The 25,815-nt window shown below is 70.7% G+C and carries 19 protein-coding genes; 11 read left to right on the top strand and 8 right to left on the bottom strand.

Features of this window, described 5'->3' with window-relative positions; all coding sequences use genetic code 11:
* Window positions 1–33 precede the first annotated feature (33 nt).
* Both ON27_RS27575 and ON27_RS27570 read right to left on the bottom strand, forming a co-directional pair.
* Window positions 34–2,622 carry a LuxR C-terminal-related transcriptional regulator gene (locus ON27_RS27575; RefSeq protein WP_043734052.1) on the bottom strand — a complete coding sequence of 863 codons (2,589 nt, stop codon included), beginning with the start codon at window positions 2,620–2,622 and terminating at the stop codon, window positions 34–36.
* Window positions 2,615–4,381, bottom strand: a complete 1,767-nt coding sequence (locus tag ON27_RS27570; protein WP_051047040.1) for an Hsp70 family protein — start codon at window positions 4,379–4,381, stop codon at window positions 2,615–2,617. Before ON27_RS27570 ends, ON27_RS27575 begins: the two co-directional genes overlap by 8 nt.
* A 297-nt stretch (window positions 4,382–4,678) precedes the next feature.
* Between ON27_RS27570 and ON27_RS40080 the strand changes: the two genes are divergently transcribed.
* The 5 genes from ON27_RS40080 to ON27_RS27545 all read left to right on the top strand — a co-directional run bounded on the left by ON27_RS40080 (window position 4,679) and on the right by ON27_RS27545 (window position 12,752).
* Window positions 4,679–5,608, top strand: a complete 930-nt coding sequence (locus ON27_RS40080) for an IniB N-terminal domain-containing protein (RefSeq protein ID WP_051047039.1) — start codon at window positions 4,679–4,681, stop codon at window positions 5,606–5,608.
* Window positions 5,538–8,516 carry a beta strand repeat-containing protein gene (locus ON27_RS27560; RefSeq protein ID WP_043734051.1) on the top strand — a complete coding sequence of 993 codons (2,979 nt, stop codon included), beginning with the start codon at window positions 5,538–5,540 and terminating at the stop codon, window positions 8,514–8,516. The genes ON27_RS40080 and ON27_RS27560 overlap by 71 nt, the downstream gene beginning before the upstream one ends.
* 37 nt (window positions 8,517–8,553) lie before the next feature.
* Window positions 8,554–10,416, top strand: coding sequence for a dynamin family protein (locus ON27_RS27555; RefSeq protein ID WP_043734049.1), 1,863 nt, complete (start codon window positions 8,554–8,556; stop codon window positions 10,414–10,416).
* Entirely contained in the window at window positions 10,413–11,966 is a 1,554-nt protein-coding gene (locus ON27_RS27550) for a dynamin family protein (RefSeq protein ID WP_245560213.1), read from the top strand. The genes ON27_RS27555 and ON27_RS27550 overlap by 4 nt, the downstream gene beginning before the upstream one ends.
* A 141-nt stretch (window positions 11,967–12,107) precedes the next feature.
* Complete coding sequence (locus ON27_RS27545) at window positions 12,108–12,752, top strand: HhH-GDP family DNA glycosylase (RefSeq protein ID WP_043734047.1); 645 nt, start codon at window positions 12,108–12,110, stop codon at window positions 12,750–12,752.
* Between the two features lie 10 nt (window positions 12,753–12,762).
* Here the strand turns inward: ON27_RS27545 and ON27_RS27540 are convergent, their stop codons facing one another.
* A complete protein-coding gene (locus ON27_RS27540) occupies window positions 12,763–13,926 on the bottom strand; it encodes a zinc-binding dehydrogenase (RefSeq protein WP_043734046.1) in 1,164 nt (387 codons plus the stop codon).
* Window positions 13,927–13,983: 57 nt separating this feature from the next.
* Window positions 13,984–14,424 carry a winged helix-turn-helix transcriptional regulator gene (locus tag ON27_RS27535; RefSeq protein ID WP_043734044.1) on the bottom strand — a complete coding sequence of 147 codons (441 nt, stop codon included), beginning with the start codon at window positions 14,422–14,424 and terminating at the stop codon, window positions 13,984–13,986.
* A 426-nt stretch (window positions 14,425–14,850) separates the two neighbouring features.
* Between ON27_RS27535 and dnaK the strand changes: the two genes are divergently transcribed.
* From dnaK to ON27_RS27510, 5 genes are all read left to right on the top strand, one after another.
* Window positions 14,851–16,698 (top strand): molecular chaperone DnaK, encoded by a 1,848-nt coding sequence (dnaK, locus tag ON27_RS27530; protein ID WP_043734043.1) that lies wholly within the window; start codon window positions 14,851–14,853, stop codon window positions 16,696–16,698.
* A complete protein-coding gene (gene grpE, locus ON27_RS27525; protein ID WP_043734042.1) occupies window positions 16,695–17,363 on the top strand; it encodes a nucleotide exchange factor GrpE in 669 nt (222 codons plus the stop codon). The genes dnaK and grpE overlap by 4 nt, the downstream gene beginning before the upstream one ends.
* A gap of 24 nt (window positions 17,364–17,387) precedes the next feature.
* A complete protein-coding gene (gene dnaJ / locus ON27_RS27520; protein ID WP_043734041.1) occupies window positions 17,388–18,545 on the top strand; it encodes a molecular chaperone DnaJ in 1,158 nt (385 codons plus the stop codon).
* Window positions 18,545–18,964: a heat shock protein transcriptional repressor HspR gene (locus ON27_RS27515; protein WP_043734039.1), complete on the top strand. Its 420-nt coding sequence runs from the start codon at window positions 18,545–18,547 to the stop codon at window positions 18,962–18,964. Before dnaJ ends, ON27_RS27515 begins: the two co-directional genes overlap by 1 nt.
* Before the next feature lie 526 nt (window positions 18,965–19,490).
* Entirely contained in the window at window positions 19,491–20,660 is a 1,170-nt protein-coding gene (locus ON27_RS27510; protein WP_043734038.1) for a globin domain-containing protein, read from the top strand.
* Between the two features lie 468 nt (window positions 20,661–21,128).
* On the opposite strand, the gene ON27_RS27505 is transcribed toward ON27_RS27510, so the two are convergent.
* From ON27_RS27505 to ON27_RS27490, 4 genes are all read right to left on the bottom strand, one after another.
* Complete coding sequence (locus ON27_RS27505; RefSeq protein WP_043734037.1) at window positions 21,129–21,893, bottom strand: FAD-binding oxidoreductase; 765 nt, start codon at window positions 21,891–21,893, stop codon at window positions 21,129–21,131.
* A 29-nt stretch (window positions 21,894–21,922) separates the two neighbouring features.
* Window positions 21,923–23,080 carry a globin domain-containing protein gene (locus tag ON27_RS27500; protein ID WP_043734035.1) on the bottom strand — a complete coding sequence of 386 codons (1,158 nt, stop codon included), beginning with the start codon at window positions 23,078–23,080 and terminating at the stop codon, window positions 21,923–21,925.
* 305 nt (window positions 23,081–23,385) lie between these two features.
* Window positions 23,386–24,273, bottom strand: a complete 888-nt coding sequence (locus tag ON27_RS27495; protein ID WP_043734034.1) for an LLM class flavin-dependent oxidoreductase — start codon at window positions 24,271–24,273, stop codon at window positions 23,386–23,388.
* A gap of 47 nt (window positions 24,274–24,320) precedes the next feature.
* Entirely contained in the window at window positions 24,321–25,256 is a 936-nt protein-coding gene (locus ON27_RS27490; RefSeq protein ID WP_043734033.1) for an NADP-dependent oxidoreductase, read from the bottom strand.
* Between the two features lie 328 nt (window positions 25,257–25,584).
* Between ON27_RS27490 and ON27_RS27485 the strand changes: the two genes are divergently transcribed.
* On the top strand, window positions 25,585–25,815 hold a 231-nt coding region (locus ON27_RS27485; RefSeq protein WP_043734032.1), incomplete at its 3' end, for a Clp protease N-terminal domain-containing protein.

The following is a 25,815-nucleotide window of genomic DNA, read 5'->3' as shown; positions in this document are numbered from 1 at the left end:
TTCGGCGTTCCCGCTGACGGAACCGCACCCCGGTCACACCAGAAGCGAGCCGTGTCCCATGGCGCGGAGCATCGACAATAACTCCGATCGGGAGCGGGCACCGACCCGGCGTCGAATGCGCGCCACGTGATGCTCGACCGTCTTCGCGGAAATGTACAGCCGCGCACCGATCTCGCGATAAGTGAGCCCGAGCAGAACCAGTTCGGCGACTTCGCGTTCCCGTTCGCTGAGGATCGCGGCTTGCGGCGGCGCCGGCGACGGAGGGGGAGCGTCGCCGTCGTGCGAGGCCGGCGCCGACGGCCGGGGTTGCGGCTCCTGCGGACGGGCGTCGGCGCGGACCGTGCGGGCCAGTTTGAGCAGCGCGGTGGCCGTGGTCGAGTCGGCCGCGGCCAGCGCCGCCTCGCTGGCCAGCCGGGCGCCGTCCCAGGTCATGCCGATCTCGGTGAGCGCGGCGACCGCCGCGTGCACCGGGGCGGTCGCGACCTGCCCACGCAGCACGAGCACCCAGGTGCGGCCCGCGTCGGCGAGCACGGCGGCGTGCTGGTCGCCCGCTTCGGCCGCCGCTTTCAACGCTCGCGCGTGCGGCAACAGCTCCTCGGGGCTTTCGTGCGCGATCGCGGCCTGCACGCCGTACCAGTGGAACGCGTTGGACCAGGCGGGCGGGTCGCCCAACCGCCGCAGCAGCGCGAGCGCGGCGTCCACCAGGGGAGCGATCCGTCGTTCGTCCCGCATCCGGATACCGGCCAGCCACAGCTCGCCGATCGGCAGCAACGCGAGCAGGTCGGCCTGCACGTCGTCGAACAGCGGATACGCCGCCTGCCACGCGCGGGCCAGCGCGGTGTGATCACCGCTGCGCCGGGCCAAGCCCACCGCGACACCGTGGGCGAGCAGCCGGTCGCGGACATCGAGCTCGTCGTGGTTCAGCGCGGCCACCGTGGCCGCGGCAGCTCTCTCGTCGCCGCCCAGCATCGCCGTCCAGGCCGCGAGCACGTCGAGCTGATGGCAGCGCAACCCGCTCGCGGTGGCCCGCCGCAACGCGTCCTGCGCACGGCGCGGCTCGCCGGTGCCGAGCGAGAGCAGCGTCGCGATGGAGGCCGCCGTGCAGGGCAGGAAACGGTCCACGCCCGCGTCCGCGTGCGCGGCCCGCACCAGCGCCGACACCGCCGCCGCGGTGCTGTTGCCCGGTGCGAGGGTGTCCGCGAGCGCGGTCGCGATCACCCGCGCGTGCGCTCCTGCCTCGGTAGGAGGCCATTGCGTCGCCGAGGACGACATCTCCCTGGCGTCCGCCACCTCACCCGCCAGGCACAACACCGTGGCGCCGACCGCCCAGTCGGGGCCGACCCGGTCGCCGCCGAGCCAGGTGTACAGCTGCGCCGCCCGCCCGACCAATCCTCGGCGGGTGAGCACCGCGGCGCAGATCCGCACGGCCTGCGCCAGGTCCGCGCCCGTGCTGCCCGTTCGCGCCAGCATCGGCTCGGCCAGCCGCATGGCGGTGTCGCCGTCGCCGGTCCGCGCGGCCGCTTCGGCCCAGCGCAGCGCGATCGGATCGAGTTCGGCCCCGGCGGCGGCCGCGGCGGCGTAATAGCGAACCGCGTCGCGGCCGGCCTGCTCGGCGGCGGTGATGAGGAAATCGGCCAGACGCTGGTCGCGGACGCCGGACTCGGCCAGTTGCAGCGCGGTGCGGTCCCGCAGCAGGCCCGCCTCCAGCCGGGCGCCGAGCAACCGGCGCTCGACCGCGACGAACCTGCGGTCGCCGAGCAGCGTGCGCAGCGGAGCGACGGCGGGTTCGATCAGCAGGTCCGCGTCGGTCACCAGCGCACTCGCCCTGGCGCGGTCGATGAGATCTTGCGCGACGGCCTGCTGCACGCCGAGCACCTCGGTGAGTTCGGTGGAATCCAGACCCGTTCCCGTGGTGGCGACGACCAGGGTCTCCAGCAGGTCGGGCTCCAAGTTGTCCAGCAACCCGCGCGCCCAGGCGGCGACGGCCGTGTCGACCGCCGCGATGCCCGCGTCCAGGCGCGCCGAGCAGGCGGCCGTGAGCGCGGCCACCACACCGCCGCGGATACCCGCGGTCTGCACGTGGATGTGCTGCGCGACCTGGCGCGGCACCATCATGCCCAGCTCCCTGGCGAACGGCGCCATGTCCGCGACACCGAGCGGGCGCAGGTCAACGACCCTGCCGCGCCGGGCCACCGCCTCCGCGAGCATCCGCAGCCGCGAGTCGTGCGGGCGCGGCTGGGCGGCGACCACCACCGTGCGACGCCCGGACTCCACCGCCGCGCAGAGATATTCCAGATCGAGTTGGCCGAGCGTGTGAGCGTTGTCGATGACCAGGGCCGGGCGGGCGATGTCGGTCGTCACGCCTGCCGTGGCGCTCGCGGCCGGGGTGCGGGTCGCCGAGTGCGCGCCGTTGCGCATGTGCGCGGACCGAAGGGCGGCGGTGTCGTCCTGCAACGGGATGCCCCGGGCGCGCAGCCGAGCCCGGATCTCCGCGAGAAGTGTCGACTTGCCGGTCTGCGAGCGACCGCGGATGAGGTAGACCACCGGCTGGTCGTCGGCGGAGTCCAGCTCGCGGAAGATGTCCCGGGCGCACGGAAGAGTGTCGAACGCGGTATCAGCCACCGGAGCCTCCCAGGATCTCCCCCGGCGCGCGCAGCACCGTGCCGAGCGTGTCGCCCAGCACGCCGGTCGGCAGGCTCGGCGCGGTGGGTGGCGTGGGTCGTGGCGGCTGCTGGGTGGGCGGCGACGGGTTGGTCGGCGCCGGGGCGGGCGCGGGAGCGGGCTGGGGCTGCGGCTGCGGCGCGGGTTGCGGCGCCGGGGAGTCCGCCGGCGCGGGGGCGGGTTGATCCGGACTCGACTCGCTGTTCACCACGGCCACGCTGGTGCCCTGGGGCGGTGACGAAGGCGAGCCGGCTTGCGGCGCCTCGGTTTTCGGCCGGCCGGTGGCGCTCGCGGAGTTCGTGGCGGCGACGCCGGAGGGAGCGGACGGGTCGCCGGTCTGCGCCCCCGTCGTCGCGGCGACCTGCGCGGCGCCGCTCGGGGACTGCTCGGTCGAGGGGTAAGGGGTCGGACCGGATTGGATGCCGGTGCCGATGGCGAGAGTTCCGGTGGTCAGCAGGCCGATGGCGACCGCGACGCCCGCCACCACCGCGAGGCGCCGCTTGCTGGTCAGCGCGCGGCCGCGCGCGGGGCGGTCCTCGGGCAAGGCAGCCAGGCCGGCGGAGGGCAGCGCCCTGGGCTGCGGCACGGTCTCGTCCTCGACGCCCGGGTCGATCATGGGGAGCTGATCGGTCTCCGCGGCGAGCAGATCGGCGGCCAGCAGCGCCGCGCCGCGTGCCGTGGTGTGCTCCGGGTCGGGAGCCGCCACGACGGGCAAGCCGAACTCGGAGGAGATCAGCTCGGCGACCAGCGGGATGGCGCCGCCGCCTCCGGTCAGCAGGACCCGGCCGACATCCCCGATGTCGATGCCCGCACGGTGCACCGCGTCGCGAATCGAATCGATCGAACTCGACAGCGGTCCGCGCAGCAGGTCTTCCAGTTCGCCGCGCACCAGCCGCACGGTGCTGCCGTACGGATCCCCGGGGTCCACCCGTACCGGAACAACCGTCGCGGTATTTATGGAAAGCTCTTCTTTCGCTTTTCTGCAGCGTTCCCGCAAAGCCGATAATTCGCGTTCCACTACCGGATCGAACGGATCGAAATCCGCGGCGAGCACGGCATTTGCCAATACGTAGCGCATGGTCAGCAGATCGAATTCCGCTCCGGCGACGTCGGTGTTCCGCAGCGGCGTGCCCAGCAGGCTGGCGTGCTCGCCGGTGCGTACCACCGAGACGGTCGAGCCGCTCGCCCCGAGATCGAACACCACCACCGCGCCTTCGTCGGTCCTGCCGTGCGCGGCGTCGAGCCAGCGGATGGCGGCGGTCGGCTCCGGGACCAGGGTCACCTCGCCGAGCCCGGCCCGCTCGAGGGCGTCGCGCTGAATGTCGACGGTGTGCCGCGACCACCACGCCGGGTGGCAGGCGACCATCGCCCGGTCGGCGTCGTGCCCGGTCTCGGCGGCTATCTCGTCGACCAGGCAACCGATCGCCGTGGCCACCAGGTCGGGCGCGGAATACGAGGAGCCGTCCTCAGCGAAGATGCCGACCGGATCGCCGACCCTGGCGAGGAAGCCCTCCAGCAGGACGTCACTGGAATGGCGGCCGGTGGAGCGAGCGCCCGCACCGAGCGTGGGCGCCATGTCCTCCGACAGTCGCAACACGCTCGGATGCGAGCGAAGGTGACCGCCGCCGGACGGACCGATGCCGTCGCCATCTTCCGTAGCCGCCACGGCGACCGAATTCGACGCCCCGACAGTGATGCCGAGCGCCAGGCGCTGTGTCATTCAGAACCCCGTTCGAAAAGCTGTCTGGTCCGGTGTCGCTGCTGTGTATCCGAGATGGTGCGCTGGGCGTTGTAGTTGCCTACGCAACCGTTCTGTCGGTTGCTGGTCGTCAGCCGTTACCTCGTTAGGGGATCGTTTAGGGAAATTCCCCTAATTCCGCTCCCACCCCTATCGGGCGCCCCCGGCCGGTCGTAGGGGTTCGCCCCGTTTCGGCGTAACGGGATGCGCTCCTAGCGTGATTTGCATTCCAACGACTGCGGATCATCGAGGTCCGCCGGGACTCAGGAGACGATTCTCATGACACCCAACGCGATTCTGGAGTTCATCCTCGGTCTGCTGCGGAACAACGAGGCCGCGGTCGCCTACTGCGCGAACCCGACCCAGGCGCTGGCCAACGCCGGCCTGAGCGCGGTGACCCCGGAGGACATCACCCTCTGCGCCCCGATGGTCGCGGAGTCGGCGCTGGTCACCGGCGGATCGCAGTTGCAGGCCATCGTCGCGGCGGGCGCGCAGACCGGTGCGGCGGCAGCGGTCGGCGCGGCGAGCACCGTGGGTGCCGCGGCGGTGGCCGGTGCCGGTGTCGACCTGGGGGCGGATCTCGGTGTCGATCTGGGTGCGGGCGCTGGTGGCGGCGTGGACGTCGACCTCGGTGCCGGCACGGGCGTCGACCTCGGTGCGGGTCTCGGCACGGGCGTCGACCTCGGTGGCGGTGTCGATGTGGGCGCGGGCCTGAACACCGCGATCGAAACGGGACTCGAGATCGGCGCGGGGCTCGGCGCCGGACTGGCCGCCGGGCTCGACACCGTGGTGAACGCGGGGGCCGATCTATCCGCCGCCGTGGGCGGCCTGCTCGGCGCTGGAGCTCAGGTGATCAGCGGCATCGGCGCGGGCGTCGACCTCGAAGGCGCGGGAAACGCCGGCGCGGGCCTGGAGACAGGCATCGACGCGGCTCTCGGCGCGGGCGGCGGTCTCGGAGCAGGGCTGGAGGGCGCGGTGGACGCGGCAGCCGGGTTGACCACCGGTCTGGGCGCGGGCCTGGAGGGCGCGTTGGACGGGGCGGCCGGGGTGACGACGGACCTCGGCGCGGGTGTCGGCGGCGTGGTAGACGCGACGACCGGTTTGACGACCGGGCTCGGCGCGGGCCTGGCAGGGTGCGGTGGACGCGGCAGCCGGTCTGACCACGGGCGTGGACGCCGCGCTGGGCGCCGGAGCGCAAGCGGGCGCTGATCTGGGTGCCGGTCTCGGCGCGGGCCTGGGTGGCGTGGTGAACGCGGCGACCGGCCTCGGCGCGGGTCTGGGTGCGGGTCTCGAGGCAACTGTCGACGCGACGACGGGGCTCGGCGCGGGTCTGGGCGGCGCTGTGGACGCGGCTACCGATCTGACCGCGGGCCTGGGTGGCGGTGTGCAGGCGGGCGCTGATCTCGGCGCCGGTCTGGGTGCGGGTCTCGAGGGAGCCGTTGACGCGACGACGGGGCTCGGCGCGGGTCTGGGCGGCGCGATCGGCGGTGCGACCGATATCACTACAGGTGTCGGCGCAGGTCTGAACGGCGCTATCGACGGCGCGACGGACATCACCACCGGCTTGACCGCGGGGCTCGAGAGCGGCCTCGGCGCGTCGACAGATCTGACCGCGGGCTTGGGCGCGGGCCTGGAGGGCACCATCGACGCGGCAACAGGAATCGGCGCGGGCCTGGAAGGTGCCGCGGGTGCGGCGACTGATCTGACGGCCGGTCTCGGTGCCGGTGCCGGTGCCGGTGCGAGCCTAGAGGGTGGTTTGGAGGGTGTTGTCGACGCGACGACGGGGCTCGGCGCGGGTCTCGACGGCGCGATCGGCGGCGCGACGGATATCACCACCGGTTTGAATGCGGGTCTGGAAAGTGGCCTCGGCGCGGCGACAGATCTGACCGCGGGCTTGGGCGCGGGTCTGGAAGGTGCCGCAGGTGCGGCGACTGATCTGACGGCTGGTCTCGGTGCTGGTGGGGGAGCGAGCCTCGGGGGTGGTTTGGAAGGAACTCTCGATGCGGCGGGCGGTCTGGGTACTGGCTTGGAAGGCGCGTTGGGTGGTGCCGGTGGGTTGACCACGGGTCTTGGCGCGGGTCTGGGTGCTGCGGGTGCGGCGACTGATCTGACGGCCGGTCTCGGTGCTGGTGGGGGAGCGAGCGTCGGGGGTGGTTTGGAAGGCGCGGGTGCGGCGACTGATTTGACCGCCGGTCTGGGTGCTGGTGGGGGAGCGAGCCTCGGGGGTGGTTTGGAAGGCGCTCTCGACACGGCGGGCGGTCTGGGCACTGGTGTGGACGCGACCACCGGCCTGGGCGCAGGCTTCGAGAGCACTGTGGGTTCGGTCGGCGACCTGACGACGGGTATCGGCGCGGGACTGGGCGGTGCTGTCGATGGCGCTGCCGATGTGACCACCGGATGGGGTGCGGACTTCGACGGCGCTGCCGGTGCCGCGACCGACTTGACCGCTGGTCTCGGTGCCGGTGCGGCCGGTGGTCTGTCCGCTGGGTTCGATGCGGCCCTCGGTGCGGGCGGCGCCGCCGGTTCCGGTTCGGGTGCGGGCCTGGAAGGGGCAGTGGACGCGGCGACTGGTGTGACCACCGGCCTCGGCGGCGGTGCGCAGGCCGGTCTCGGCGGTGGTTTCGAGAGTGCGGTGGACGCGACAACGGGCTTGGGCGCGGGTTTCGAGAGCACCATTGGCACGGCCGGTGACCTGACGACGGGTCTCGGCGCGGGTCTGGAAGGTGCCGTCGACGCGGCCGGCGGTTGGAACAGCGGCATCGACGCTGCCCTGGATGCGGGTGGCCAGGCGGGTGCCGGGCTGGGCGCCGGCTTGCAGGGCGCGGCGCACGGTGCCGGTGACGTGACCACCGGCCTGGACGCCGCGCTGGGCGGCGGTGAGCAGGCGGGTGCCGACCTGGGTGCTGGGGCGTCCACCGGACTGCACGGAGCGGCCGACGCCGGGGCGCAGATCGGCTCCGGTTTGCAGACCGGGCTGGGCGGTGCGCTCGACGGCGCCGGTCAGGCGACGACGGGCCTCACCGGTGGTATCGACACCGCGGCGCAGGGCTCCGGCAACCTGACCGCCGGACTCGGCGGCAACTTCTCCTCCGCCGTCGGTGGCGCCGGAAACTTCGGAACGCAGGCGGCGACGGGCCTGGAGACCGGGCTCGCGACCGGTCTCGGCGCGGCCGTGAGCACCGGAGCGGAACTCGGCGGCGGGCTGGAGAGTTCGCTGAACACCGGCGGGCAGCTCGGCACGGGCCTGGAATCCGGTCTCGGCGGGGCGCTCGATGCCGGGATCGAGGCGACGACCGGCCTGGAGACGGGCTTGTCCACCGGTCTGGGTGGCGGCCTGTCCAGCGGCGTGGACGGCGCGATACAGGCAGGTACCGGCCTCGAGACCGGGCTCAACGGCGTCGTCGACGCGAGCGAGGGTATCGGTTCGGGCTTGTCGGCCGGCCTCGACGCGGGTGCGCAGGCGGGTGCCGGGCTGGGCTCCGGTCTGTCGGCTGGCCTCGACGCGGGTGCGCAGGCGGGTGCCGGGCTGGGCTCCGGCTTGTCGGCTGGGCTGGATGCGGGTGCGCAGGCGGGTGCCGGGTTGGGTTCGGGTCTGTCGGCTGGGCTGGACGCGGGTGCTCAGGCAGGCGCCGGTCTCGGCTCCGGCCTGTCCACCGGAATCGACAGCACGGGCGGCGCGGGCTTGGAGACGGGCCTGTCCACCGGAATCGGCGCCGCGGGCAACCTCGGCAGCGGTCTGTCGACCGGTCTCGAAGGCGCGTCGAGCGCGGGAGCGCACCTCGGTTCGAGCCTGGACAGCGGAATCAGCGGCAACGCGAGTTCGCACGCCACTTCCGGCTTCGACGCCACGGCCGGTCTCGGCGGCACGGCGGACGCGACCTCCGGTCTGGCGGGCTCGGCGAGCGGCGCGGTGGACACCGGGGCCGGTCTCGGTGGCGGCGTCGGCTCGACCGCGCACACCTGGTCCTCGCTGGACATGTCGAGCGCCTTCGGCTCGGGTCTGGACAGCACGACCGGCGGCAACGCCGACTCGGGCCTGTTCGGCGAGAGCCACGCGAGCACGGAGTTCAGCGGCTCGACCAGCGCCGACCTGGGTGGCGATACATTCCTGCACTGACAGTTGCCCGGTAATACGGAAAGAGGTCCATACCGCGATGGGGACGCCTGCGCCGAACGCCACTCCACCGGCGGTACCGCTGCTGTCGGTACTCGGTGAAACCGTCGCGGCGGCCCGTGCCGCGGGTCGCAACGATCTGGTCGGCCGCCTGGAAGTGGCGGCCGACCGGGTCCGCGACCCGCGCAGGCGCATCGTCGTCGCCGGACAGCTGGGTCAGGGCAAGAGCCGTTTCGTCAACGCGCTGCTGAACCTGGACATCTGCCCGGTCGGCGACGACGCCACCACCACGGTGCCGATGCTGCTCGCCAACGGCCCGCAGCCGCACGCGGAGCTGGTGCTCGCGGTGCACGGCGACTCCAGCGGGGCGGAGACCAGGGTGGCGGTGCCGATCGCGGAGATCGGCGCGATCGACCCGCGCTCGCCGCTCGCGCAGGGACGGCGGATCGTTCGGCTCGAGGTCCAGGTGCCCAATGCCCTGCTGGCCGACGGCATCGTGCTGATCGACACCCCGGGCGTCGGCGGGCACGGCAATGCCCATGCCGCCGGCGCGCTCGGGCTGGTGCCCGCGGCGGACGCGGTGCTGGTGCTGTCGGACGCGTCGACCGAGCTCACCGAGCCCGAGCTGACCTTCCTGCGACAGGTACGGGAACTGTGCCCCACGGTCGCGCTGCTGCTCACCAAGACCGACCTGTACCCGCACTGGCGGCAGGTGCACCAGGCCGATGTGGGTCATCTCGCGCGGGCCGGACTCGACGTGCCGATCATCCCGGTGTCCGCGCTGCTGCGCAGCCACGCGATGCGGTTGCAGGACCGGCAGCTGGGCGTGGAATCCGGCTTCGGCGTGCTCTACGAATTCCTGCGCGACCAGGTGGTGGCGCGCGATCAGCTGGCCACGCGCGCCGCGGTGGCCCGCGACATCCGTTCCGCGGCAGAGCATCTGGCCTTGGCCCTGGGCAGCGAGCTGGTGGCGGTCCGCGATCCCGCCCAAGGCGCGGCGGCGGTGCGCGAGCTGCAATCCGCCCGTGGCGCGGCCGAGGAACTGCACCGCAGGACCGCGGCGTGGCAGCAGACGCTCGCCGACGGCATCACCGACCTGGCCGGGGACGTCGACCACGATCTGCGCGATCGCCTGCGCAACATCGCGCGCACCACCGAGGAATGGATCGACGAGCACGACCCGGGCAGGCACTGGGACCGCATCGCCGAACACCTCACCGGCACCGTCGACACCGCTCTCGGCGACAACCTGCTGTGGACCCACTCCCGCGCGGTCGAACTCGCCGAACGCGTCGCCGAGCATTTCGCCGAGCTCGGCGCCGTCGACCTGCCGGACGTGCGCCCCGGCGCGGGAGCCGACACCGGCCGCGCCATCTCCGGCACGCTCGCGGATCTGGAACCGGACATCGGGTTCGGCAGCAAGCTGCTCGTCGGCATGCGCGGCTCCTACGGCGGCGTGCTCATGGTGGGGCTGGCCAGCACCTTCGCCGGGCTGGCCCTGCTGAACCCGATCTCGATCGGCGCCGGATTGATCGTGGGAGGCAAGGCTTTCCGGGACGACAAACAGGCCCGGCTGGCCAAGCGACGCAACGAGGCCAAGGCGGCGGTGCGCCGTTTCGTCGACGACGTGGCGTTCCAGGCGGGCAAGGAGTCGAAGGACCGGCTGCACCGCATCCATCGCGCGTTGCGCGACCACTACGCGGGCGTCGCCGAACGCAGCCTGCGCTCGATCGATGAGTCGCTGCGGGCCGCGCAGGAGGCGGCGAACATGGTCGCCACCCGGCGCGCCGAACGCGGCGCACAGCTGGAACAGCAGCTGCGCGTGGTCGCCGAGCTGCGCCGATACGCCGACGCCATGCAGACCGCACTACCGATGGGACCCGCCGGTACGGTAGCCCCGTGAGACGTGATGGTGGCGCGGTGCCGGGAATCGTCGCCGAGGCGCATCAGCTGGTCGGCGCGGCGCAGGCGGCGCTGGCGGGCGAGCCGCGCCCGCGTGCCCTGCTGGCCGACTGCGCCCGCCGACTGGACCAGCCGTTGCGCGTCGCACTGGCCGGTTCGATCAAGGCGGGCAAATCGACCCTTCTGAATTCCCTTGTCGGGCAGGATATCGCCCCGACCGACGCCACCGAGTGCACGCGGGTGGTCACCTGGTACCGATACGGTTCGACCCCCAGTGTCACGGCGTACGCGCCCGACGGCGCCCGTGCGCACGTGGTGGTCCGGCGCGGCAGCGGGACGCACGGCCTGACCTTCGACCTGGACCGGCTGAACTGGAACGCCCCGGCCGCGCGCGAGGTCGACCATCTCGAGGTCGAGTGGCCCGCCGCCGCTCTCGCGCACACAACCATCATCGACACCCCGGGTACGTCGTCGCTGTCGCGCGAGGTGTCCCGGCGCACCGCGCGTCTGTTGACTCCGGGTGCGGACGACGAGCGCTCCGAGCAGGGAATCGCCATACCCGGCGCCGACGCGGTGGTCTATCTGCTGCGCCGGCTGGACGCCACCGACGTGCAGTTCCTCGAGCGCGTGGGCGCCGGAACCGCCGCGGCCAACGGCGGCCCGGGAGCGGCCGGTCCGCTCGGCATCGTCGGCGTGGTCTCGCGGGCCGACGAGATCGGGGCGGGCCGCATCGACGCGCTGCACTCGGCGCGCGATGTCGCCACGCGTTTCGCCGGGGAACTGGAACGAACGGGTCTGTGCCAGGCCGTGATCCCGGTCGCCGGGCTGCTCGCCTTCGCGGCGGCGACGCTGCGGCAGCAGGAGTTCGCGGCTTTCGAGACCCTGGCGCGCGTCCCGGTCGACGAACTGAGCGCCGCGTTGCTGTCGGCGGACCGGTTCGCACGCGCCGACGTACCGCTTCCGGTGCCGCCGGAACTGCGTGCGCAGCTCGCCGAGCGGTTCGGCCTGTTCGGCATCCGCATGGCGGTCACGCTGATCCGGCTCGGGGTACGGGATTCGGCCACCCTCGCCGCCGAATTGACCAGCCGCAGCGGCGTGGACGAATTGCGCTCGGTACTCGACGTGCAGTTCGGTCAGCGCGCCGACCAGCTCAAAGCCCATTCCGCGCTCACCGCGCTGGCCCGGGTGCTGACCGCCTGTCGCGGCACGCAGGCCGACCGCCTGATGCCGAGGGTGCGCACGCTGCTCGCGGACGTGCACGGTTTCGCCGAGCTGCGCCTGCTCGGCCGCCTGCGCACCGACGAATTGGCACTGCCCGCCGATGATCTCGCCGAATTGCACCGCCTCATCGGCGGCTCCGGCATCGCGCCCCACCTGCGTCTCGGTCTCCCGATCGACGCCCCGCCCGCCGCGCAGCGCGCCCAGGCGGTCGCGGCGGTCCGGAAGTGGCGTGCCCGGGCCCGCCACCCGCTCGCCGACCAGTTCACCGCGACCGCCTGTCTGACCGCCGCCCGCAGCGCGGAAGGCACCTTGAGCTTGCTGCCGGAGTGAGCCGCCGCTTCCCGTAGCCCCACGGCGCCTGCTCCGAGCGCCAGCGGCCCTGTGACCTGCGAGGAGCCTCGCATCCGCGTCGATCGGCGGTGTAGTCGACGTGGGCCCGGGTATGCGCCCTGGTAGCGAGAGGAGGTAACGATGAGCCAAGAGGACGTCGTACACGAATTGCTCGTCCGTGCGGGTACGGGATATGCCGAGGAAGCGGGTATCACGCTCGACGACAAGCCGGCCGCGCTTTTCCAGTTGCTCATGCTTTCCCAGCTGCTCAGTGCCCGCATCTCCGCCGAGATCGCGATCGCGGCTACGCGGGAGCTGATCGGCGGCGGCTACCGGACGCCGCACCGGGTGGCGGACGCCGACTGGCAAGAGCTGGTCGACGCGCTGGGCCGGGGGAACTATCGCCGCTACGACGAGAGCACCGCGACGAGGCTGGGTCACAACGCCGCGCGTGTACTCGACCGCTATCACGGTGACCTGCGGGAATTGGCGAAGAAAGCGGAAAACGACCCGCAGCGCGCCGCCGAACTGCTCCAGGAGTTCGATGGCATCGGTCCTACCGGGGCCGATATCTTCCTGCGCGAGATCCAGGACGTCTGGACCTGGGTCCGGCCGCATTTCGACGAACGCGTACTACGCGGCGCCAAGCGCGTCCAGTTGCCGGAGGATCCCGATCGACTGGCCCGCCTCGCGCCGGATCATCACACCGCGGAACTGGCCGCCGCCCTGGTCCGGGTGACGCTGGACGAGAAGATCGCCGACGAGGTTCTGGCCGCCGCGCCCTGAGCGAGCGCCGTCAGACCGGTACGGTGGCGCGGCCGCGCGGGTCGATCAGGATCTTCGCGTGCCGTTCCGGGTTGCCGAGGGCGGTGAACGCCTCCGCGACGCCGTCCAGCCCGACCGTCCCGGTGATCAGCGGGCTCGGGTCGACCTTTCCCTCCGCGAGCATGTGCAGGGTGTCGCGGAACTCGCCGGGGTCGTAGCCGAGCACGAACCGCAGTTCGATCTCCTTGTTGATCGCCATCGCGGGATGGAAGCGGTCGGTCTCCATGCACACCCCGACGACGACCACGCGCGACAGCGGCGGTGCGGCCGTCAGGATCTGATCGATGATCCCCGGCACGCCGACACATTCGAAGATCACCGGTCCGGCCGGGCCCGCGTTCATCGTGTGCGCCAGCCGGAAGACGTACCACCACGGCAGGTTCGGGACCCGCCGCAGGCGGTCCATGGTGTCGAAGCCGAGCCCGAGGATGTCGGTGACGCCGTTGATCCGTCCCTTCTTCGGGGCGGCCTCCCAGGGCGACTCGCCGGCCGGGTCGACCGCGACATCGGCGCCGCACGCGGTGGCGAGTTCGCGTCGGCGCGGGGAGAAGTCGCTCGCGACCACGGTGCGCACACCGGCGGCCTTCAGCATGCTGATCACCGCGAGACCGATCGGCCCGCAGCCGATGACGATCGCGGTTCGTCCCTTGCCGACGCCCGCCTTGCGCACGGCGTGCCAGGCCACCGCCATGGGTTCGGTCAGCGCGGCGTGTTCGGCGGACAAGCCGTTGGGCACCGGCATGGTCATCGATTCCTGGACCACCACCTGTTCGGCGTAGCCGCCCGGCGCCGCGCTCGACAGCCCGACCAGGTGCGGTTGCTTGCCGTGCCGGACTATCGGCAGGGCCACCACCGGGGTCCCCGGCTTCCACCGCTTGCGGCAGTCCGGCCCGTAATCGACCACGGTGCCGCTGAATTCGTGCCCGAGCACCACGCTCTGCGCCGAGCGCATGAAGTGCTCGTAGCCGGTGGCCACGGCCAGGTCGGCCAGTTCGTCGGCGTGGGTGCGGGCATGCAGGTCCGAGCCGCAGATGCCGCAGCGCGACACGTCGATCAGCAGTTGACCGGAGCCGGGCCGCGGCGAGGGCAGCTCCACGACCTCGAACTCGGCGGCGGTGACGACGACGGCCCGCATGGCGACTCCTCGGCTCGACGGCGCACGGGCGGCCCGGCCGGACCGCCCGCGGTCACCCTACTGCGCGGTGGCGCCCGCCGTGACGTCCTCGGCCGCCCGGCGGTCGTAGGCGTGCCGGGCGGAGGCGATTTCGTTCTGATGCGTCTCGGTCCAGGTGACCAGCGCATTGATCGTGGTGTGCAGGCTCGCGCCCAGCGGGGTGAGCGCGTAGTCGACCCGCGGCGGGATGGTCGGGTACACGGTGCGCCGCACCAAGCCGTCGCGCTCCAGATGCCGCAAGGTCTTGGTGAGCATCCGCTGGCTGACGCCATCGATCGCGCGCTTCAGCTCGGTGAACCGCAGACTGCGCTGATCCAGCAGCGCGATCACCAGCAGCGACCACTTGTCGGCCACCCGATCGAGGATCTGCCGCACTTCGCAGTCCGCTCTGGCGTCCCACTGCAAAACGTCGTAGTCGCCCTCGCCATCGCAGTGGTAAGGCGTCGCCGGTGCGTCCATGGAAGCCGATTCTGCCAGCTCGAGCGACGGTATCAAGAAGGAACCGACAACACTGCCGGGAACTGTTCGGCGCCGTCTCGGCTGGTTGGCGGCCTCGCGGCCGTTGCGACCGGCTTCGCGTCGAGGTCGGTCGCGGGTCGGCTGACCCCGGACTGGCGGGGCGCGCGCATTCGTGCCGCCGTTCGGGAATTAATCGCGCGTGTCACCCGTTGAGCCTTTCGACAGCATTGAGTGTGTACGGCTCAAGTTTCGGTTGACTCGCAGAGTTCCGCCGGGCAGGATTGAGCCGACCACGCTCAGTGTTGCTGGGGCCGTGCTCCGTGAGGTGCCAGGGGCGAGGTCTCGCGGCGTTCCGCACCGGGCGCCGCAGGGCGGTCGCTCGCCCGGCACCTGCACACATCGGTACGTCAACTAGGAGGAACCACAATGGCTCGTGCGGTCGGAATCGACCTCGGGACCACGAACTCGGTCGTCGCCGTTCTCGAAGGCGGCGAACCGGTCGTCGTCGCCAACTCGGAGGGATCGCGCACCACCCCGTCGATCGTCGCGTTCGCGAAGAACGGCGAGGTGCTGGTCGGCCAGCCGGCCAAGAACCAGGCCGTCACCAACGTCGACCGCACCATTCGCTCCGTCAAGCGGCACATCGGCACGGACTGGAGCGTCGAGATCGATGGCAAGAAGTACACGCCGCAGGAGATCAGCGCGCGCACGCTGATGAAGCTGAAGCGCGACGCCGAGTCCTACCTCGGTGAGGAGATCACCGACGCGGTCATCACCGTGCCCGCCTACTTCGAGGACGCCCAGCGGCAGGCCACGAAGGAAGCCGGTCAGATCGCGGGTCTGAACGTCCTGCGCATCGTCAACGAGCCCACCGCCGCGGCGCTCGCCTACGGCCTGGACAAGGGCGACAAGGAACAGACCATCCTGGTCTTCGACCTCGGTGGCGGCACCTTCGACGTCTCGCTGCTGGAAATCGGCGAGGGCGTCGTCGAGGTCCGCGCCACTTCCGGCGACAACCACCTCGGTGGTGACGACTGGGACGAGCGGGTCGTGCAGTGGCTGGTCGACAAGTTCAAGGCCAGCTCGGGCATCGACCTGACCAAGGACAAGATGGCCATGCAGCGGCTGCGTGAGGCCGCCGAGAAGGCCAAGATCGAGCTCAGCTCCTCGCAGAGCACCTCGATCAACCTGCCCTACATCACCGTCGACGCGGACAAGAACCCGCTGTTCCTCGATGAGCAGCTGACCCGCGCCGAGTTCCAGAAGATCACCTCGGACCTGCTCGACCGCACCCGCGCGCCGTTCCAGTCCGTGATCAAGGACGCGGGCATCAAGGTGTCCGACATCGACCACGTCGTGCTGGTCGGCGGCTCCACCCGGATGCCCGCCGTCTCCGACCTGGTCAAGGAACTGACCGGTGGCAAGGAGCCCAACAAGGGCGTGAACCCGGACGAGGTCGTCGCCGTCGGCGCGGCCCTGCAGGCCGGTGTGCTCAAGGGCGAGGTCAAGGACGTCCTGCTGCTCGACGTGACCCCGCTGTCGCTGGGCATCGAGACCAAGGGCGGCGTGATGACCAAGCTCATCGAGCGCAACACCACCATCCCGACCAAGCGCTCGGAGACCTTCACCACGGCCGACGACAACCAGCCGTCGGTGCAGATCCAGGTGTTCCAGGGTGAGCGCGAGATCGCCTCGCACAACAAGCTGCTCGGCTCCTTCGAGCTGACCGGCATCCCGCCGGCCCCGCGCGGCGTGCCGCAGATCGAGGTCACCTTCGACATCGACGCCAACGGCATCGTGCACGTCACCGCCAAGGACAAGGGCACCGGCAAGGAGAACACGATCAAGATCCAGGACGGCTCCGGCCTGTCCAAGGAGGAGATCGACCGGATGGTCAAGGACGCCGAGGCGCACGCGGCCGAGGACAAGGCCCGTCGCGAGGAGGCCGAGACCCGCAACCAGGCCGAGTCGCTGGTGCACCAGACCGAGAAGTTCATCAAGGAGAACGAGGACAAGGTCCCCGCGGAGGTCAAGACCAAGGTCGAGGCGGCCATCGCCGAGGCGAACGAGGCCCTCAAGGGCACCGACATCGCCGCGGTCAAGGCGGCCGTCGAGAAGCTGGCGACCGAGTCGCAGGCGCTCGGCCAGGCCATCTACGAAGCGTCCGCCGCGGACGCGGCGGCGCAGGGCAACGGCGCGTCCAGCACCGCGTCGGATGACCAGGTCGTGGACGCCGAGGTCGTGGACGAGCCGGTCGACACGGAGAAGAAGTGACCGAGGGCAACCCCGAGAAGGAGCCGATCACCTTCGTCGACAACCGGAAGATCGACCCGGATACCGGTGAGATCCGCCGGCCGGCCGCGGACAACGGCGCCGCGGCCGCGCAGGCCGCGGAGTCGGGCGACGGTGCGCAGAACGGCAACGGCGGCGACGCGCAGGAGCTCGCCGACACCATCAGCGGCGAGCTCGCCGAGCGCACCGCCGACCTGCAGCGGCTGACCGCGGAGTACGCCAACTACCGGCGCCGGGTCGAACGCGACCGCAAGACCGCGATCGATTCCGCCAAGGCGTCGGTGGTCACCGAATTGCTCGGTGTGCTCGACGATCTCGACCGCGCGCGGGCGCACGGCGACCTGGAGTCCGGTCCGTTGCGGTCGGTGGCCGACAAGTTGTCGGCCGCGCTGCTCAAGCAGGGCCTCGAGGAGTTCGGTTCGGAAGGCGAGCCTTTCGACCCGACCCTGCACGAGGCCGTGCAGCACGAGGGCTCCGGCCACGATCCGGTGATCGGCATTGTGATGCGCAAAGGCTATCGCTTCGGCGATAGGGTGCTTCGGCACGCGCTGGTCGGGGTAACCGACGGCGTAGCCGATCTGACGGAGAATACGGATCGACCGACCGAAGAGGCATCGGATGTTGATGCCGGCGCGAACGAACAATAAGGACGCGAGAGGAGGAGATGCTCGGTGAGCCAACGGGAGTGGATCGAAAAGGACTTCTACAAGGAGCTGGGTGTTTCCTCCGGCGCCTCGCAGGACGAGATCAAGAAGGCCTATCGCAAGCTCGCGCGCGACTTGCACCCGGACGCCAACCCCGGTGACCCCAAAGCCGAGGAGCGGTTCAAGGCCGTCAGCGAGGCGCATGCCGTGCTGTCGGATCCGGCCAAGCGCAAAGAGTACGACGACACCCGCAAACTCTTCGCGGGTGGCGGTTACGGTCGCGGTGGGTTCGGCCCCGGCGCGGGTGGCGGCTTCTCGCAGGAGTTCAACATCGGAGACATCTTCGGCGGCGCGGGCGCCGGCGACGGTGGTCTCGGTGACCTGCTCGGCGGTCTGTTCAACCGGGGCGGCACGCGAACCTCGAGCCGTCCCCGGCGCGGCGCCGACGTGGAGACCGAGACCACCCTCGGTTTCCGGGAGGCGGCTCAGGGCGTCACGGTTCCGCTGCGGATGACCAGTCCGTCGCCGTGCACCACGTGTCACGGCAGCGGGGCCAAACCGGGCACCAGCCCGCGGGTCTGCCCGATCTGCAACGGCACCGGCGTCGTCAGCCGTAACCAGGGCGCGTTCGGCTTCAGCGAGCCTTGCGACGAGTGCCGGGGCAGCGGTTCGATCATCGACGACCCGTGCGTCGACTGCCACGGCAACGGCATCCAGAACCGCACGCGCACCATCACGGTGCGGATTCCCCCGGGAGTCGGTGACGGGCAACGGATCCGGCTGGCCGGTCAGGGCGAGGCGGGCCTGCGCGGAGCGCCGTCGGGCGACCTCTACGTGACCGTCCACGTCAGCCAGGACAAGGTCTTCGGCCGCAACGGCGACGACCTGACCTTGGTGCTTCCGGTCAGTTACAGTGAATTGGTCTTGGGCACCACGGTTTCGGTGCCCACGCTCGACGGGCGAGTCGGCGTCAAGGTGCCTCCGGGTACCGCCGACGGCCGCATCCTGCGGGTACGCGGCCGCGGCGTGCCCAAGCGCGGCGGCGGCGCGGGCGACCTGCTGGTAACGGTGAAGGTCGCGGTGCCGCAGAAGCTGGACCGGGAGGCCGTCGAGGCGCTCGAGCGCTATCGGGAGGCCGAGCGGGCCAGTGGCTTCGATCCACGTGCAGGATGGGCAGGTGCGTGATGTCCTCGGAACCGAAGAACGCGTCCGGCGGGGCGCGCGCCGAGTTCTTCATGATCTCGGTGGCGGCCCAGCTGGCCGGCATGCACGCGCAGACACTGCGCACGTATGACCGTCTGGGACTGGTAACGCCGCAACGGACTTCGGGCGGTGGGCGGCGCTACTCGGCCCGGGACGTCGAGCTGCTGCGCGAGGTGCAGCGGCTGTCCCAGGACGAGGGTGTCAACCTGGCGGGCATCAAGCGCATCATCGAGTTGACCAATCAGGTGGAGGAACTGCGTCAGCAGGTGGCGGAACTGTCGGCCGAACTGGAGCGGACCCGGGCCGGGTACCGTCCCGATCTCGCCCCGCCGCAACGCAGTACCGCGTTGGTCGTCTGGCAGCCGCGCCATCGTCGCGACGACAGCAGGCACCGGCGATAACAGCACGATGACGGCCCCGGCCTCGGTCGCACAGCGATCCGAGACCGGGGCCGTCGTCGTTTCGGGCCCGCCCCGCTTACATTTGCTGACAGTAAACTAGAACATGTTTAGCGGCGGAGGTACGGCAGTGGTTATTTCGTTGTCTTATCAACTGGACGTTTTCGCCATAGATTGATCGATGGTGTCGGCGCGGTTTGCCCGTTTCGCACTTCATTCGGCTACTTGGGTGTTGCCATGAGGTCGCTAGAACAGACCAATCGGGACGTAATTCGCAAGCCGCGCATAGGAATTCGGCAGTTCTACGACTGATTTTGCGGGAGATCCACCGTCTTGCAGTCGGTTTCTCTGGCGTGTCCCGCTGGGCGTCCTGGTTTTGACGAAATTACACGCTTGATATCCAATCGAAATATTCCGTAGCTGGCAAACCTCGCCTACACTCCTTCCCATCGGCTGCTGTCGAGTGGCCCGCAGCACCTCACTCGTCGGCATGGTTCGTGAACGAGTGCGAAATGGGGTTGTGAGATCAATGGATTCACGCACTGTCGCTTTGATCAGAACGACGTTCAAGGCGGTTGCTGCGGAAGACGGGGGTCCGGAGAAACTGGCGAGATCGTTCTACGCGATCTTGTTCACCGACTACCCGCACGTCCGCGATTTCTTCCCGGCCGCGATGGACGCCCAACGCGATCGCCTGGTCAAGGCGATCTCCTACGCGCTGGACCGGTTGGAGGAGCCCGACAAACTGCTGCCGTTCCTGGCCCAGCTCGGTAGGGACCATCGCAAGTACGGCGTGCAGCCCGCGCACTACACCGCCGTGTCCACCGCGCTGAAGACCGCCGTCAAGGTGTTCGCAGGCACCGAGATGTGGACCGACGAGGTCGACCGGGCCTGGGACGAGGGCCTGAAGATCATCGCCGACACCATGATCGGCGCGGCGGAGAAGGAGACCACGCCGTCGGTCTGGACCGGCACCGTGGTCGAGCGCCGCGAAGTGCTGCGCAATCTGGTCATCGTCCGGCTGCAATTGGACCAGCCGATGCGCTACGCCGCAGGCCAGTACCTGAGCGTGCAGATACCCTCCCGCCCGCGCATGTGGCGCTATCTCTCGCCCGCCGTGCCCGCGAACGCCGACGGCGAGATCGAGTTCCACGTGCGCGGCGTGCTGGGCGGCTGGGTCAGTTCGGCCATCGTCGGCCAGACCGTCGTCGGCGACCAATGGCTGCTCGGCTCGCCACTGGGCGGCCTCGGCGTTCCGCGCAACACCAAACGCAAGATGCTGATGGTCGGCTGCGGCACCGGGATCGCGCCGCTGCGCGCGCAACTGATGTCGATGGCGCTGCGGCGGACCAACCCGAAGGTGCACCTGTTCGTCGGCGGTCACCACCCCTGCGACCTCTACGACCTGGAAACGCTGAGCAAACTGGCGATGGCCAACCGCTGGCTCACCGTCACACCGGTCAGCGAGCACGACGAGAACCCGTGGTGGTACGCCGAACCCGACGAGCCCCGCACCACATTGCCCGGCCTGGAACCCCGCATCACCGGCCAGATCGGCAAGGTCGTCGCGAGCTTCGGCGCCTGGTCCGACCGCGACGTACAGATCGTCGGATCGCCCTCGATGGTGCAGACCACCAAGTTTCGCCTCATGGCGGCGGGAACGCTCGCCAAGAACATCCGCCACGATCCGTTGTTCTGATTTGCCGCGCCTTCGCGGGCTGTGTTTGATTGGCAGCGCCTGCGGCGCTGCGTGTTCGCGGCCCCTTTGGGGCTCGCGTTTGCGCGGCCGCCGCTTGCTCCTTCGTCGCTTGCGCGGCGGCCGCGCAAACGCGAGCCGGGCCGCGAACGGCGGATGCTCGGTCTCGCTTCGCTCGAAAGTCGTCGTTGAGGTGCGCTGGGCGCGTGGGTGGTGCGCGTTGGACTGGGGGCGCGCCGTTGTCGGTTGGTCGGCAGACGGGCAGTGGTTCGGTTTGAGCCGGGCCGTGAGCGGGCCTTTGCTCGGTCTTGCGCCGCTCGGAACCTGAAGAGGGCGCTGTGGTGCGTAACGGGGCAGTGGTCCGACCTTGGGCGGGCGTGGGTGGTCTGCCCGTTTACGCAGAGTTGAGTGGTCGCCCTCGGTCGGTACAGGAGGTTCCGGCGGCGCGTCGGTTTCGGGTCTGCGGATCGGTCAGAGGCCCTCGAATTGGATTCGCTCCGGGGGTGTTCCGGTTGCGAGGAGGCGGTCGACGGTGGTCTGGACCATGGCGGGGGAGCCGCAGACGAGCACTTGGTGCTCGTGGAAGGCGCCGTGCGAGCCGAGGACGTCGGCGAGCGTGCCGTACAGCAGGTCGTCGGGCGGGAAGCCGATGTCGACGCGGGACTGCTCGTACCACTCGTCGACCCAGTCCGGGTCGTCCAAGCTCTCGACCACCGGAATCACGGTGAGCCACGGCAGTTCGGCGGCCAGCAAGTACAGCATGTCGGCGGCGTACAGGTCGCGGGGGGACCGCCCGCCGACGAAGAGGTAGGTGGGCGGCGGCGACGGCTTGCGCGCCAGTTCCAGGATCTGCGCGCGCATCGGCGCCAATCCGGTGCCGCCCGCGATCATCACCACCTCGTCGCCGTCCGGGTCGACCCAGAACCCGCCGAGCGGAGCGCCGATCCGCCACTCGTCACCCGGCTGGGTGTCGGCCACGATCGCGCCGCTGCACCAGCCGCCGGGAACGGTGCGCACGTGGAACTCCAGCTTACCGTCCAGCGAGGGCGGCAGCGCGGGCGAGAACCTGCGCCGCACGCCGGGATGCTGTGGCACCCGCACCTCGACCGACTGGCCCGCGGCGAACGGCACGAACTCGCCGATCAGGCGGATCACCGCGAGATCGTGACGCAGCCGATGATGACCGACGACGGTCGAGGTCCACTCCGGCGCCTGATGCGCGCCGTTACCGAGCATGCTCGGATCCCCCAACGGGGCCTCCTTCGTTACACAGGGTCGCAGCTGATGTTCTGCTCCGGCGTGCCGACCGCGAGCAGCGCGCGCCGGGTGTCCGCGATCATCCGGGCCGAGCCGGCGATCTGGATCTGGCGGTCCGCCCACGCGCCGAAGCTCGCGACCACGGCGCCAAGGTTACCGATCAGGCGCCGGTGCATGCCGTACGGTGCGTCCTGCGGCGGATGCGGGTACCACCACGGATTGGACTTCTGCTCGCAGACCGGGACGATGGTCAACCACGGGTTGCTCTGCGAGAGCTGCCACATGTTCTCCACGTCGTACAGGTCGCACGGGTAGCGGCCGCCGATGAAGAAGTGCACCCGCGGGTTGATGCCGCGCTGGCCCATCTCGATCAGCTGGGCGCGCAGCGGCGCGATGCCGGTGCCCGCGCCGATCATGAGCACGTCGCGGCCGCTGTCCCGGTCGACGTGCAGTCCGCCGAGCGGGCCCGCGATCCGCCACCGGTCGCCCACCCTGGTCTCGTTGACGATCGCGGGGCTCACCCAGCCGCCGCGGATCTTCCGCACGTGGAACTCGATCTCGCCGTACGGGTTGGACGGAATCGCGGGAGAGAAATAACGCCACATCTTCGGGCGCTGCGGAATCGTCACCGGCACGTACTGCCCGGCCTGGTAGGGCACCGGTCCATCGGACTGCAGGCGCACGATGGCCAAGTCCTCGAGGACGCGGCGATGGCCGACCACCGTGGCCTCCCACACCGGCTGCGACTTGTCGGAGTTCGCCCCGATGGCCATCGACGCGGAGATCAGGATGGTGATGTCGCGCCAGCCCTCCTCCAGGCTCCGGTTCCAGGCCGCGCCGTTGTAGGCGCGGAACGCCGCGAGCAACGCGCGGCCCGCCACGTCGTAGTGCGCGGCCTCCACGCCGTACTTGCGATGGTCGCGAGCGAGTTGCTCCAGGAATTTCTGCGCCCGGTCCCAGTCCTCCAGGTGATCGAGCACATACTGAATGGCCGTGGCGATCCGCTTGGCCTGCATCTCCATGGCGGGCGGGAACAATTCGCGCAGCCGTGGGTTCTCGGCGAACAAATGTCCGTAGAACGCACTGACCAACCGCTCGGGTCCATTCGGCGACTCGATCACCGAACGGAAATTGGCGCGGACCAGCGCAGCCGAACGCGCATCCACGACGTGGAGCTTCCTTTCCCTCAGTTCTGCGGGGACATACCCGTTACCGGCGGTCTCCCGCCGACAAGTATCCCCGAAAATGCCGTGGTCGTGTGGGTATAGGCGTACCTTCACCTTCGCTTCGGCCGGGCGCGGGCGACAGACGGACTACGTCCTGCTGCGCCCTCGGTGCCATAAGTCCCGGCCAAACGGTAATCGGCGGGCAAACGGCGGACGTCGCCGACCCGTCACGAGCGGGACCGCGGGCGAGCCGCGCCGGAGATCCGGACCTTTCCCCGGTGTGGAAAGGCGCCGGTCCCGGCCGGTCAGGACCCGGCGGCGGTACGGACCGCGGGCACGACCTGCTCGGTATAACGACGGATCTGCTCGACCGGTTCCCCTTCGGTCGGCCAGAAGACGAATCCGTCGATGCGCTGGTCGCGGTGCAGCGCCAGCAGATCGTCGGCCCAGCGCTCGGGCGGGCCTTCCAGGAAGCCGCGATCGGACCCGTCGGCGGTGATGGTTCCCGACACGTTCAGCACCCGCCGCACCGACAGCGGGTCGCGGTCCGCGGCCGCGGCGGCGTCATCGATGCGCCTGCCCGCTTCGGCGAGGAACTCCGGCGGCGCCCACGCCGCCGACGGCACCCACCCGTCGGCGACGCGCCCGGTCAGTTCGAGCATCCGCGGCCCCTTCGCGCCGAGCCAGATGCCGGGATGATGACGCGGGCGCGGGCCCGGATGCGCGCCCGCGAGGGAGTAGTGGACCCCGGGCACCCGTACCGACCGCGACTCGCTCCACCACAGGGCGCGGATCACCGCGATCGCCTCGGCCAGCGCGCGCACCGCCGCGCCGCCGCTGCGGCGCGGGCCGCCCATCCCGGCGACGGCGTCCCAGAACGCGCCCGCGCCGAGGCCGAGCTGGATGCGGCCGTCGCTGATGATGTCGAGCGAGGCGACGGCCTTCGCGAGCAGTGCGGGGTGGCGCAACGGCAGGTTCGCCACGTCCGGGAAGAAGGTGATCCGTTCGGTCCGTCCGGCGAGAGCGGTGATCAGGGTCCAGGTGTCCAGAAAGCGGCGCTGGTAGGGATGGTCCTGGATGCCGATCAGGTCGAGTCCGGACACGTCCGCGTACACGCTCAGCTCGGCGAGCCTGCGGAAGTCGTCGGCCTCGGGGATCAGGAACAGGCCGAACTCGGGCGGTCGGGTGCTCATCGCACACCTCCGGTGGTCTCGTGGGGACGGCCGAGCCGCCGTCCGGCTCAGATGGCCAGCACGGTCTTGCCGCGCGCCCCTGGCGCTCCGATGACCGCGGGCCCCTCCGCGAGGGGGACGGTCGCGTCGATCGGCACGACCACGTCACCGGCCGCGACCCGCTGGATCAGCCGGGCCAACTCGGGCGCCTTGCCCTGCGATTCGATGTTGCCGCCCTTGATCGACCGCGCCCGCAAGGCGTCCTCGTCGGCGGCGAAGGTGGTGGAGTAGACCGTGCCGCCGTCACGGACCAGCGTGGTCAGCTCCGCGAGCGCCTCCGGCGGGCTCACCAGGTCGAACAGGACGTCGATGCCGTCCGGGTGCGCGGCCGCGACCTGGTCGCGCACCGGGCCGGCGGTGTAGTCCACCGTCTGGGCCGCGCCGAGGCGGGTCATCTGGTCGGCGGAGCTACCGCGCGCCGTCGCGATGACGTGCGCGCCCGCGATATTGGCCAGTTGCACCAGGAAGGAGCCGACGCCGCCGGTCGCGCCCACGATCAGCACCGTCTGGCCGGGCTCGATGTGCGTGGCGTCCACCAGGTCCTGCGCGGTCACGCCCGCGGTCGGCAGCGCCGCGGCCGCGACGGTCGGCACCCCCGGCGGGATCGGCACCAGCGTGCCGCCTTCCGGCAGCACGGCGTACTCCGCGAAGCTGCCGTGGCCCACCGGCGGGGTGAGGAACTTGCCGACCACCCGGTCGCCGACGGCGAAGCGGCTGACGCCCGCGCCGAGCGTGGCTACGGTGCCCGCGCCGTCCACCCCGAGGATCATCGGGAAATCATGCGGCAGTTTGCCTTCCAGGATTCCCGCGGCCACTTTCCGGTCGAAGGGATTCACCCCGGCCGCCTGGAGTTGGACCCGCACGGCTCCCGGCCCCGGCTCGGGCATCGGCATCTCGGCCAGTTCCGGCGTCGCTCCGAACTTCCGTACCACGATCGCGCGCATCCATTCGCTCCTTGATTCGGGCTGAAGAGTGCTGCAACAAGTGACGGCCGTGGTCATCGTAGGCATCCGAAGCCCGCCGACGTGCGGAATCATCGCATCGGAGGTGTCGCGAATCGTCGCATTCGCCGGTGTCGGGGCGTAGCGTTCGACAGGATTCGGCGGTGTCGCACCGGCGCGGCGAAAATTTCAAACTTGAGCGGAACAGACTCAACCTTTCGGACGTTGGACGGTAAGGAACGGCGCCGAGTCGAGGCGGGCGAGGCGAAGCAGGGCTTCGGTCCGAAGATGTGCCCGGCGCCGTGCGAATCGACAAGTAGGAAGGTGACTCGTGGACTCGTTCAATCCCACCACCAAGACCCAGGCGGCTCTGACGGCTGCTCTGCAGGCGGCGTCCGCGGCGGGTAATCCGGAGATTCGTCCGGCGCACTTGCTGGTGGCGTTGCTGGATCAGACCGACGGCATCGCCGCGCCTTTGCTCAAGGCCGTCGGAACGGACCCGGCGGTCGTGCGGCGCGAGGCCCAGGACATCGTGGACCGGTTGCCCCGGGCGACCGGCGCC

Source organism: Nocardia asiatica NBRC 100129, from assembly GCF_000308415.1.
In the GTDB taxonomy this organism is placed as follows: Bacteria; Actinomycetota; Actinomycetes; order Mycobacteriales; family Mycobacteriaceae; genus Nocardia; species Nocardia asiatica.
Note: the sequence above shows the minus strand (reverse complement) of the source record. Positions and strands in the feature narration are given on the sequence as shown.